The following is a 10,443-nucleotide window of genomic DNA, read 5'->3' on the forward strand; positions in this document are numbered from 1 at the left end:
GTCGTCGGGGCGGGGGCCCAGCTGTACCCCGACGCCGTCCCGGACGCGCGGGGCCCGGAGCACGGCCGTGCCGGCGCGCTCGCCGCCCTCGCCGCCGAACGCCTCGCGGCCGGCGCCGCCCTGCTGCCGCCGCAGCCGCTCTACCTGCGCAGGCCCGACGCCCAGGTGCCGAAGAACTACAAGGTGGTCACCCCCCGGTGACGGCCACGACCCCTGTGCTCCGTGAGATGCGCTGGTGGGACATCGACCCGGTGCTGGAGCTCGAACACGAACTGTTCCCGGAGGACGCCTGGTCCGCCGGCATGTTCTGGTCGGAACTGGCGCGGGCCCGCGGCCCGCAGGCCACCCACCACTACGTCGTCGCCGAGGACCCCGCCCGCGGCCGGATCGTCGGCTACGCGGGACTCGCCACCGCCGGCGACCTCGGCGACGTCCAGACGATCGGCGTCGCCCGGGGCCGGTGGGGCGGCGGCCTCGGCTCCGAACTCCTCACCGACCTCCTCAGACACGCCACCGCCCTCGAGTGCGCCGCCGTGCTCCTCGAGGTCCGTGTCGACAACACCCGCGCGCAGAAGCTGTACGAACGCTTCGGCTTCGAACCCATCGGCTTCCGCCGGGGCTACTACCAGCCGGGGAACATCGACGCACTCGTCATGCGCCTGACCGTACAAGGAACAGAGACTGACTGATGGCTGACGAACCGCTCGTACTCGGTATCGAGACCTCCTGCGACGAGACCGGCGTCGGCATCGTCCGCGGGACGACACTGCTCGCCGACGCCGTCGCCTCCAGCGTGGACACGCACGCCCGCTTCGGCGGCGTCGTCCCCGAGATCGCCTCCCGCGCGCACCTGGAGGCGATGGTCCCCACCATCGAGCGCGCCCTCGCGCAGGCGGGGGTCGGCGCCCGCGACCTCGACGGCATCGCGGTCACCGCGGGCCCCGGCCTCGCCGGTGCGCTGCTCGTCGGCGTCTCGGCCGCCAAGGCGTACGCCTACGCCCTGGGCAAGCCGCTGTACGGGGTGAACCACCTGGCCTCGCACATCTGCGTCGACCAGCTGGAACACGGACCGCTCCCCGAGCCGACCATGGCCCTGCTGGTCAGCGGCGGACACTCCTCGCTCCTGCTCGCCCCGGACATCACCGGCGACGTGCGGCCGCTCGGCGCGACCATCGACGACGCGGCGGGCGAGGCGTTCGACAAGATCGCCCGGGTGCTGGACCTCGGCTTCCCCGGCGGCCCGGTCATCGACCGGCTGGCCAGGGAGGGCGACCCGAAGGCGATCGCGTTCCCGCGCGGGCTGACCGGGCCCCGGGACGCCCCGTACGACTTCTCCTTCTCCGGCCTCAAGACGTCCGTGGCGCGCTGGGTCGAGGCCAAGCGGGCGGCCGGCGAGGACGTGCCCGTGCGGGACGTCTCCGCGTCCTTCCAGGAGGCGGTGGTCGACGTGCTCACCCGCAAGGCCGTCCGCGCCTGCAAGGACGAGGGCGTCGACCACCTGATGATCGGCGGTGGCGTCGCGGCCAACTCGCGGCTTCGGGCCCTGGCCGAGGAGCGGTGCGAACGGGCGGGGATCCGGCTGCGCGTGCCCCGGCCCGGGCTCTGCACCGACAACGGGGCGATGGTCGCCGCCCTGGGCGCCGAGATGGTGGCGCGCAACCGCCCCGCCTCCGACCTGGAGCTCTCGGCGGACTCGTCGCTGCCGGTCACCGAGACGCACGTGCCGGGCGCGCACGGCCACAGCCACGACCACGTGCACGAGATCAGCAAGGACAACCTCTACTCATGAGCGGTACGACCGTCGCCCTGATGTGGGAGGCCCGCGCCGCGGAGGGCCGCGGCGCGGAGCTGCTGGAATGGGCGCGGGCCAGGGCGGGCGAACTGGCCCGGCCCCCGCTGCGCGCCGAACTCCTGCGGGCCCCGCAGGACCGCGTGCTCGTGCTCACCTGGTGGGAGGCGGCGTACGAGGACGAACTGCCGGAGCTGCCCGAACCGGACGCCGGGCTGACCACCCGCCCCGTGCACCGCTGGCGCTTCGAGTCACTCGGCCCGGCGCAGGGCTGACGGGCGCCCGCACCGCGCGTGTTCCGATGAGTTTCCGTCGGGGGACGGGTCTACCTTGCACAGCGGACGACGACGTCCACGAGGCGAGGAGAGAGACCATGCAGAAGATCAGACCGTGCCTGTGGTTCGACGGTCAGGCGCAGGAAGCCGCGGAGTTCTACGTCTCGGTCTTCGGCGGGGACTCCCGCGTCGTCGAGGTCACGCGCATGCCGGACACCGGGCCGGGGGAGCCCGGCTCGGTCCTGACGGCGGAGTTCGTGCTCGCCGGTCAGGAGTACCTCGGTCTCAACGGCGGCCCCCAGTTCCACTTCACCGAGGCCGTCTCGCTGAGCGTGGACTGCGAGGACCAGGCGGAGGTCGACCGGCTGTGGGACAGGCTCACCGAGGGCGGTGAGGAGAGCATGTGCGGGTGGCTGAAGGACAGGTACGGCCTCTCCTGGCAGATCGTCCCGCGTGCGCTGCCCGAGCTGCTCGGCGGCTCCGACCGGGCCAGGGCGGAGCGGGTGATGAAGGCGATGATGGGGATGCGGAAGCTGGACGTCCAGGCCCTGCGGGACGCCTGAGGCCCTGGCCGCACGCCGTGCGGCCCCCGGCGATCGGGCGCACCCTGGAAGCAGGTATCCCGGGAGGTGACCGACATGATGGAGACCACCGTCGGATGGCACATCGAGCTGGAGTTCCAGGAGGACACCCATCGGACCCGTGCGGCGGCGATGGTGCGGCTGAGCGACGGGACCGAGGTGCGGGCCCACGGATACGCCAGCCGCCACCCGTCCGACGCCGAGCAGCCGAGGGTCGGCGAGGAGATCGCCGGGGCCCGCGCGCTCAACGAACTGGCGATGAAGCTGCTCACCAAGGCGCACGACGAGATCGACGAGGCCTCCGGCCGCCCGTCGTACCCGCTGACCTGACCGCTGCGGGCCGCCTGCCTCCCCGCCGGGGGAGGGGCGCCGGCCCCTCGGCGGGTCTCCGGCATGCCTGGCCGGGCCAGGAGACGTACGGCCTGGTGCCTGGCTGACGGGTCTCGGGTGCCCGGCCCGGCTGACCGGGCTCGCAAGGCGTGCGCGCACCGGAACGCCGGGTGCTGAGAGTGCTCGTCGGAGCATCGGCGGACCCGCTGATCAGGGCGGGCGGCTGATCAGCTCCGCTTCGACGGCTGCCCGACCAGCATCGTGGGCGCTCCGGCCACCCGGGTCAGGAACACCGTCGCGGCCTGCCGCCCCTGAAGCTTCATCTTCCGGCGCAGTTCCTCCGGCTCGACGGCCGACCCCCGCTTCTTCACCGTCAGGACGCCGACCTGCCGCTCTCTGAGCAGTCCTCTGAGCTTCTTCAGGTTGAAGGGCAGCTGATCGGTGATCTCGTACCTGGTCGCGTGGTCGGAGTCGTACGGCGTGTCGCTCGTGACGTACGCGATCGTCTCGTCGATCAGCCTGCCCCCGCACTCCTCCACCACGGCGGCGACCAGGTGGGCGCGGATGACGGCCCCGTCCGGCTCGTACAGGTACCGGCCGACGGGTCCGACGGGCGGCGCGGGGAGCGGGGAGGCGGCGGCGAGGGTCGCCCGGGACGGCAGCAGGGTGGCCCGGAAGGAACCGGCGCGGAAGCCGTCGCCGAACCAGAGCACCGCCTCCTTCACATCGCCTCCGTCCGAGATCCACTCGGCCTCGGCGTGCGGCCCGATCGCCTCGTGGGGCACCCCGGGGGCGATCTTCAGCGCCGCGCGGGGGGTCTTCAGCGCGGCGGCGGTCGCCCAGGAGAGCGGGGGTGAGTAGGCCTCGGGGTCGAAGATCCTGCCGCGTCCGCCACGCCGGGCCGGGTCGGCGAAGACCGCGTCGTACGGGGAGGTGTCGACCTCCGTGACGTCGGCGCACCGGACCTCGACGAGGTCCTGGAGGCCGAGCGCGGCGGCGTTGGCACGGGCCACCTCGGCGGTCAGCGGGTCGCGGTCCACCGCGAGGACGGAGATCCCCGCCCGGGCGAGGGCGATCGCGTCGCCACCGATGCCGCAGCACAGGTCGGCGACGCTGTGCACGCCGAGCTCCGCGAAGCGCTCGGCTCGGTAGGTGGCGACGGAGGTGCGGGTCGCCTGTTCGACGCCGTCGGGGGTGAAGAACATGCGGTAGGCGTCGGCCGCCCCGAACTTCGCGACCGCGCGCTGCCGCAGCCGCGCCTGGCCGAGCGCCGCCGACACGAGTGCGGCGGGGTGGGTGCGGCGGAGCCGGGTGGCGGTGGCCAGCTCCCGGGCGGGGTCGTGGTCGCGCAACTCGTCCAGGAGCGCCGTGCCCTCGGGGGTGCGCAGGGCGGCGAAGGAGGCGAGCGGGTCGGCCGGATCGGCAGGGGGGAGGGCGTTCACGGATCCATTGTGGGCCAGCCGGGGGACGCGCCGGGTGCGGTGGAGTGTCGTGGAGGGCGGCCCGGGTCCCGGTGGCAGGATGCGGCGCCATGCAACTAGTACGACAAAAGGAAAAATACGCCACCAAGCCCCACAGGCCGGTCTGCGCCGTCCTGGTGGCCCTGCTGATCGGGGCCGCCGCCTCCGGCTGTGCCGACGACGCCGGCGGGAGGGCCCCGGACCGGACGGAGCCCGTGGCGGGCCCGCCGGGAGCCGCGGCCGCACCGGCGGGCCCCGCCGCCGAGGCCCGGGCCGAGGCCCGGCGGCTGAAGCGGCTGCAGGCCGCCCGGGCCGCCGTCGCCCGGAAGTGGGGCCTGGCCCAGGTGCCGCTCACCGCGCCCGCGCCGCCCGCGAAGAAGCCGCGCATCACCACCCGTGACGGCTTCGAGGTGGAGGGAGGGGAGGAGGAGGGGCTGCCACCGGTCTTCACCACCGTGCCGACCGAGGAGCGGATCGTCTTCCTCACGATGGACGACGGCGCGGAGAAGGACCCCGAACTGCTGCGGATGATGTCCGAACTCGGCATCCCGTACAGCGCCTTCGTCAGCGACTACGAGATCCGCGACGACTACGGCTACTTCAAGGACATGCAGGCGCGCGGTGTCACCCTCAGCAACCACACCCTCAACCACCCCTACCTCCCGGGGCTCTCCGCCGAGGAGCAGCGGCGGGAGATCTGCGGCTCGCAGGACAGGATCGAGAAGCACCTGGGGAAGCGGCCGACCCTCTTCCGGCCCCCGTACGGCAACTACGACGGCGACACCCTGCGCATCGCCAAGTCCTGCGGGATCACGGCCGTCCCGCTGTGGGCGGCCGAGGCGTTCCCCGACCACATGGAGTGGCGCGAGTGGGACCGGGACCTGCATCCCGGAGACATCATCCTCACCCACTTCCGGGGCCGCGAGGAGTGGGGCGGCTCCATGGCCGACCTGATCCGCAACGTCATGCGGACCATCACGGGCAAGGGGTACGCCGTGGCCAGGCTGGAGGACTACGTCTGACGGGCCGTCCGCCGCGCGGAACCCGGTGAGTGCCCCCCGCGTTGTACGGGCGCGGACCCGCCGGCCGCGCCACGCCGGGGTGGTCAATTGGCACTCCGCTTGACCGAGTGCTAATCGCGGTCATAGTCTCAGTGCTGGCACTCCCCACGGGAGAGTGCCAGCAGCACTGCGACAGGGCAGGTCCGGCACCCGCGACGACGGATCGACCTGGTCGCCACCCACAGACTGTTAAACCCCGTGAGATCTCCGAAGGGGGAGACCGGATCGTGTCGACCACCAGCTCCAAGGTTGCGATCAAGCCGCTCGAGGACCGCATTGTGGTCCAGCCGCTCGACGCCGAGCAGACCACGGCTTCCGGCCTGGTCATTCCGGACACCGCCAAGGAGAAGCCCCAGGAGGGCGTCGTCCTGGCCGTGGGCCCGGGCCGCTTCGAGAACGGCGAGCGCCTTCCGCTCGACGTCAAGACCGGCGATGTCGTTCTGTACAGCAAGTACGGCGGTACCGAGGTGAAGTACAACGGCGAGGAGTACCTCGTCCTCTCGGCGCGCGACGTTCTCGCGATCATCGAGAAGTAGTTCACCCACGTTTGCTTCCGTTCTGCGCCCCTGGCCCCCTGCGAGATGACTAGCCGGGTGGTGAGGGGCGCAGTTCGTTTGAGAGGACAGCTCAGCCCATGGCGAAGATTCTGAAGTTCGACGAGGACGCCCGTCGCGCCCTTGAGCGCGGCGTCAACAAGCTTGCCGACACCGTGAAGGTGACGATCGGCCCGAAGGGCCGCAACGTCGTCATCGACAAGAAGTTCGGCGCTCCCACCATCACCAACGACGGTGTCACCATCGCGCGCGAGGTCGAGCTCGACGACCCGTACGAGAACCTCGGTGCGCAGCTGGTGAAGGAGGTGGCGACCAAGACCAACGACGTGGCGGGTGACGGCACCACCACCGCCACCGTGCTGGCCCAGGCGCTCGTCCGCGAGGGCCTGCGCAACGTCGCCGCGGGCGCGTCCCCGGCCGCCCTGAAGAAGGGCATCGACGCCGCCGTGAAGGCCGTGTCCGAGGAGCTCCTCGCGACCGCCCGCCCGATCGACGACAAGTCCGACATCGCCGCCGTCGCCGCGCTCTCCGCGCAGGACGCCCAGGTCGGCGAGCTCATCGCGGACGCGATGGACAAGGTCGGCAAGGACGGTGTCATCACCGTCGAGGAGTCCAACACCTTCGGCCTGGACCTCGAGTTCACCGAGGGCATGGCCTTCGACAAGGGCTACCTCTCCCCGTACATGGTGACCGACCAGGAGCGTATGGAGGCCGTCCTCGACGACCCGTACATCCTGATCCACCAGGGCAAGATCGGCTCCATCCAGGAGCTGCTCCCGCTGCTGGAGAAGGTCATCCAGGCCGGTGCCTCCAAGCCGCTCCTGATCATCGCCGAGGACGTCGAGGGCGAGGCGCTCTCCACCCTCGTCGTCAACAAGATCCGTGGCACCTTCAACGCCGTCGCGGTGAAGGCACCCGGCTTCGGTGACCGCCGCAAGGCCATGCTCGGCGACATCGCCACCCTCACGGGCGCGACCGTCATCGCCGAGGAGGTCGGCCTCAAGCTCGACCAGGCCGGTCTCGACGTCCTCGGCACCGCGCGCCGTGTGACCGTCTCCAAGGACGACACGACCATCGTCGACGGCGGCGGCGACGCCGGCGACGTCAAGGGCCGTGTCAACCAGATCAAGGCCGAGATCGAGTCCACGGACTCCGACTGGGACCGCGAGAAGCTCCAGGAGCGCCTCGCGAAGCTGGCCGGCGGCGTGTGCGTCATCCGCGTCGGCGCCGCCACCGAGGTGGAGCTCAAGGAGAAGAAGCACCGTCTCGAGGACGCCATCTCCGCGACCCGCGCCGCGGTCGAGGAGGGCATCGTCTCCGGCGGTGGCTCCTCCCTCGTCCACGCCGTCAAGGTCCTCGAGGGCAACCTCGGCAAGACCGGCGACGAGGCCACGGGTGTCGCGGTCGTCCGCCGCGCCGCCGTCGAGCCGCTGCGCTGGATCGCCGAGAACGCCGGCCTCGAGGGCTACGTCATCACCTCGAAGGTCGCCGAGCTCGACAAGGGCCAGGGCTTCAACGCCGCGACCGGCGAGTACGGCGACCTGATCAAGGCCGGCGTCATCGACCCGGTCAAGGTCACCCGCTCCGCCCTGGAGAACGCCGCGTCCATCGCGTCGCTGCTGCTCACGACCGAGACCCTGGTCGTCGAGAAGCCGGCCGAGGAAGAGGGCGACGCCGGTCACGGCGGCCACGGCCACTCGCACTAGTACGGCTCCGTACGCCACCGAGGCCCGGTACCCCCGTCGCGGGGGCACCGGGCCTCGGTGCTTCACGGCCGGCGCGGGCCACCGGTCCTTTGCCGGCGTCCCGCGCAGGCCGGCGTTCCGCACCGACGACGCGCGCGCCGCCGGCGGGCGCACCGGGCCGTCACCGGGGGCCGTAGGTACGCCCCGCCCGGGAGGTCACCCCGCCCAGGAGTCCCCGGGGCGCCACCTTCACCAGCCCCATCAGCGCCTTGTACCGCGGATCCGGCACGGACACCGTCCTGCCCCGGGCCAGGTCGGCCAGGGCCGCCGTGACCAGCTTGTCCGCGTCGAGCCACATCCAGCCGGGGATGTTGTCCGTGCCCATCCCGGCACGCTCGTGGAACTCCGTCCGCACGAAGCCGGGGCACAGCGCCATCAGCCGCACCCCCGAACCCGCCAGGTCCCTCGCCGCGCCCTGGGTGAACTGCACGACCCACGCCTTCGAGGCCCCGTACGTCCCCCGCGGCAGGAAGGCCGCCACCGAGGCCACGTTGACGACCCCGCCGCGACCGCGCTCCCGCATCCCGGCGGCCGCCGCCGACGTCAGCCGGAGCACGGCCTCGCAGTGGACCTTCAGCATCGTCAGCTCATCGGCCGCGGAGACGTCGAGGAAGCGGCCCTTGTTGCCGAACCCGGCGTTGTTGACGAGCAGGTCGACCGGGCTCCCGCGCTTCGCCAGCCGGGACTCGACCGCCTCGATCCCGGCGTCCGTGGACAGGTCCGCCGTCAGCACCTCCGCCTCGATGCCGTGCCGGTCGTGCAGTTCCGTGGCCTGGGCGCGCAGCCGTTCCGTGTCACGGGCCACCAGCACCAGGTTGTGCCCGTCACCCGCGAGCCGCCGCGCGAAGGCGGCGCCGATGCCCGCCGTCGCGCCCGTAATCAGTGCAGTCGTCATAGGCGGCACGTTAGTGCCCGGCACGCCCGGGCGGTCGAGCGCCCACCACCCGCCGCTCTCCGGGAGCGCGGGCGGTCCTCCCCGTGGGCGCCGGCCGTCCTCAGGAGCCGTGCGCGGCCACGTACTTCCGTGCCTGCCGGAGCGCCTCCGGGTGCAGGGCGGCCCCGGCCGCCAGCAGGAGCGGCAGCAGTTCCCGCTCGGTCGTGACGGCGCGGAACTGCAGGGCGGCGGTCACCTCGTGGTCCGGGCGGTGCAGGATCTCGACCGGGTCGCCCGCCCGGAGCGACCCGGGTACGACCACCCGCAGGTACGCCCCGGTGGCCGCCGCCCGCGTGAACCGCTTCACCCACCCCCTCTCGCCCAGATGGCCCGCGAACGTGCGGCACGGTATGCGGCCGGCGGTGACCTCCAGCACCACCGTGTCGCCGATCCGCCAGCGCTCCCCGATCTTCGCGCCGCTCACCGGGAGGCCGAGCGTCGTCAGGTTCTCCCCGAAGGTGCCGTTGGGCAGCGGCCGGCCGAGCTCCTCCTCCCAGGCGTCGAGCTCCTCGCGGGCGAAGGCGTACACCGCCTGGTCCGACCCGCCGTGGTGGCGCAGGTCGCACACGGTGTCGCCGGCCAGGCCACTGCCGCCGGTCCCCTTGGGGCCGGGATCGGTGACCGTCACCGGGCCGTCGGCCGGACGTTTGTCGATGCCGGTGACCCCGCCGGGGCTGTCGGTGTCGGGCGAGGCGAGGGGACGGCCCAGGTTCACGCTCAGCAACTTCATGCCCACACGCTAACCATTCAGCCCCCAAAGCCGCCCGGCATTATTCGCTTGTGCCTGCAAGTGCCGCTTATGGTGGGAGGGTGATCGAAGCCCGCCATCTCCGTGTCCTGCGCGCCGTCGCCACCACCGGCTCGTTCTCCGCCGCCGGACGGGAGCTCGGCTGCACCCAGCCGGCGGTCAGCCAGCAGATGAAGGCGCTGGAGTCCTCGGCGGGCACCCCGCTGCTGATCCGCACGGGGCGCGAGATGCGGCTCACCGAGGCCGGACAGGCCCTGCTGCGACACGCGTCAGGCATCCTCGCCGGGCTCACCGCCGCGGAGGAGGAGGTGGCCGCGATCGCCGGGCTGCGCGCCGGCCGTGTGCGGCTCGTGTCGTTCCCCAGCGGCAGCTCCACCCTCGTGCCGGGCGCCCTGGCCGCCCTGCGGGCCGCCCACCCGGGAACCAGGGTGTCGCTCGTCGAGGCGGAGCCCCCGCGCTCGGTGGAGATGCTGCGCGACGGGGACTGCGACATCGCGCTGGCCTTCCGGTACGGGACGGCCGGCGGCGAGTGGGACGACCTGGTGGTCCGCCCGCTGCTCAGGGACCGGCTGGTGGGTCTGGTGGCGGAAGGGCACCGGCTGGCGGGCGCGGAGGCGGTGGGCATCGCCGAGCTGGCGGACGAGTCGTGGATCGCGGGCTGCCCGCGGTGCAGGCGTCAGCTGGTGGAGGTGTGCGAGGAGTCCGGGTTCACGCCGCGGATCGACTTCGCCACCGACGACTACCCGGCGGTCGTCGGGCTGGTCGGCGCCGGGCTGGGCGTCGCCGTCCTGCCGGAGCTGGCCGTCGAGTCCGTCCGCCCCCGGGGAGCCCGGACGGTCAGGGTGGAGCCCGCCGTGGAGCGGGAGATCGTCGCGCTCACCCTGCCGGATCTGGCCCGGGTCCCGGCGGTGGAGGCGACGTTGGTGCAGCTGTCCCTGGCGGCCGCGCGCTGACACGGGCGCGCGC

General features: G+C 72.7%; 12 protein-coding genes and 1 pseudogene. 10 read left to right on the top strand and 3 right to left on the bottom strand.

All coding sequences use genetic code 11. The features are described from left to right. From ABZ371_RS22665 to ABZ371_RS22690, 6 genes and pseudogenes are all read left to right on the top strand, one after another. Positions 1-201: pseudogene (locus ABZ371_RS22665) on the top strand (tRNA (adenosine(37)-N6)-threonylcarbamoyltransferase complex dimerization subunit type 1 TsaB); the annotation flags it as partial. Next, positions 198-689 carry a ribosomal protein S18-alanine N-acetyltransferase gene (gene rimI, locus ABZ371_RS22670; RefSeq protein ID WP_358682635.1) on the top strand — a complete coding sequence of 164 codons (492 nt, stop codon included), beginning with the start codon at positions 198-200 and terminating at the stop codon, positions 687-689. The pseudogene ABZ371_RS22665 and the gene rimI, both read left to right, overlap by 4 nt. Then, positions 689-1,789 (top strand): tRNA (adenosine(37)-N6)-threonylcarbamoyltransferase complex transferase subunit TsaD, encoded by a 1,101-nt coding sequence (gene tsaD, locus ABZ371_RS22675; RefSeq protein ID WP_358682637.1) that lies wholly within the window; start codon positions 689-691, stop codon positions 1,787-1,789. The genes rimI and tsaD overlap by 1 nt, the downstream gene beginning before the upstream one ends. Beyond that, positions 1,786-2,064, top strand: coding sequence for a hypothetical protein (locus ABZ371_RS22680; RefSeq protein ID WP_358682639.1), 279 nt, complete (start codon positions 1,786-1,788; stop codon positions 2,062-2,064). The genes tsaD and ABZ371_RS22680 overlap by 4 nt, the downstream gene beginning before the upstream one ends. Positions 2,065-2,162: 98 nt before the next feature. Further along, positions 2,163-2,627, top strand: a complete 465-nt coding sequence (locus ABZ371_RS22685; protein WP_358682641.1) for a VOC family protein — start codon at positions 2,163-2,165, stop codon at positions 2,625-2,627. Positions 2,628-2,702: 75 nt separating this feature from the next. Then, positions 2,703-2,975, top strand: a complete 273-nt coding sequence (locus tag ABZ371_RS22690) for a DUF1876 domain-containing protein (RefSeq protein WP_358682643.1) — start codon at positions 2,703-2,705, stop codon at positions 2,973-2,975. A 227-nt stretch (positions 2,976-3,202) separates the two neighbouring features. On the opposite strand, the gene ABZ371_RS22695 is transcribed toward ABZ371_RS22690, so the two are convergent. Continuing rightward, positions 3,203-4,417 (bottom strand): class I SAM-dependent methyltransferase, encoded by a 1,215-nt coding sequence (locus ABZ371_RS22695; protein WP_358682645.1) that lies wholly within the window; start codon positions 4,415-4,417, stop codon positions 3,203-3,205. An 89-nt stretch (positions 4,418-4,506) separates the two neighbouring features. Between ABZ371_RS22695 and ABZ371_RS22700 the strand changes: the two genes are divergently transcribed. The 3 genes from ABZ371_RS22700 (at position 4,507) to groL (ending at position 7,756) form a co-directional block, all read left to right on the top strand. Then, entirely contained in the window at positions 4,507-5,457 is a 951-nt protein-coding gene (locus ABZ371_RS22700) for a polysaccharide deacetylase family protein (RefSeq protein WP_358682647.1), read from the top strand. 266 nt (positions 5,458-5,723) lie between these two features. Further along, entirely contained in the window at positions 5,724-6,032 is a 309-nt protein-coding gene (gene groES, locus ABZ371_RS22705) for a co-chaperone GroES (protein ID WP_028439209.1), read from the top strand. Positions 6,033-6,130: 98 nt separating this feature from the next. Further along, positions 6,131-7,756, top strand: a complete 1,626-nt coding sequence (gene groL, locus ABZ371_RS22710) for a chaperonin GroEL (protein ID WP_358682649.1) — start codon at positions 6,131-6,133, stop codon at positions 7,754-7,756. Between the two features lie 160 nt (positions 7,757-7,916). Here the strand turns inward: groL and ABZ371_RS22715 are convergent, their stop codons facing one another. Both ABZ371_RS22715 and ABZ371_RS22720 read right to left on the bottom strand, forming a co-directional pair. Further along, positions 7,917-8,690 carry an SDR family oxidoreductase gene (locus tag ABZ371_RS22715; protein WP_358682651.1) on the bottom strand — a complete coding sequence of 258 codons (774 nt, stop codon included), beginning with the start codon at positions 8,688-8,690 and terminating at the stop codon, positions 7,917-7,919. A gap of 100 nt (positions 8,691-8,790) precedes the next feature. After that, complete coding sequence (locus ABZ371_RS22720; RefSeq protein WP_358682653.1) at positions 8,791-9,459, bottom strand: MOSC domain-containing protein; 669 nt, start codon at positions 9,457-9,459, stop codon at positions 8,791-8,793. A gap of 80 nt (positions 9,460-9,539) precedes the next feature. On the opposite strand from ABZ371_RS22720, the gene ABZ371_RS22725 reads away from it, so the two are divergent. Beyond that, positions 9,540-10,430, top strand: a complete 891-nt coding sequence (locus ABZ371_RS22725) for a LysR family transcriptional regulator (protein ID WP_358682655.1) — start codon at positions 9,540-9,542, stop codon at positions 10,428-10,430. Positions 10,431-10,443: the final 13 nt, after the last annotated feature.

The sequence above is a fragment of the Streptomyces sp. NPDC005899 genome (genome assembly GCF_040629645.1).
Taxonomy (GTDB): Bacteria; Actinomycetota; Actinomycetes; order Streptomycetales; family Streptomycetaceae; genus Streptomyces.

What these genes read in the sequence shown, in the direction of transcription:
- tsaD (WP_358682637.1), top strand. Translation starts at nt 689, where the DNA reads ATGGCTGACGAACCGCTCGTACTCGGTATCGAGACCTCCTGCGACGAG.
- ABZ371_RS22680 (WP_358682639.1), top strand. Translation starts at nt 1,786, where the DNA reads ATGAGCGGTACGACCGTCGCCCTGATGTGGGAGGCCCGCGCCGCGGAG.
- ABZ371_RS22685 (WP_358682641.1), top strand. Translation starts at nt 2,163, where the DNA reads ATGCAGAAGATCAGACCGTGCCTGTGGTTCGACGGTCAGGCGCAGGAA.
- ABZ371_RS22690 (WP_358682643.1), top strand. Translation starts at nt 2,703, where the DNA reads ATGATGGAGACCACCGTCGGATGGCACATCGAGCTGGAGTTCCAGGAG.
- ABZ371_RS22700 (WP_358682647.1), top strand. Translation starts at nt 4,507, where the DNA reads ATGCAACTAGTACGACAAAAGGAAAAATACGCCACCAAGCCCCACAGG.
- groL (WP_358682649.1), top strand. Translation starts at nt 6,131, where the DNA reads ATGGCGAAGATTCTGAAGTTCGACGAGGACGCCCGTCGCGCCCTTGAG.
- ABZ371_RS22715 (WP_358682651.1), bottom strand. Translation starts at nt 8,690, where the DNA reads ATGACGACTGCACTGATTACGGGCGCGACGGCGGGCATCGGCGCCGCC.
- ABZ371_RS22720 (WP_358682653.1), bottom strand. Translation starts at nt 9,459, where the DNA reads ATGAAGTTGCTGAGCGTGAACCTGGGCCGTCCCCTCGCCTCGCCCGAC.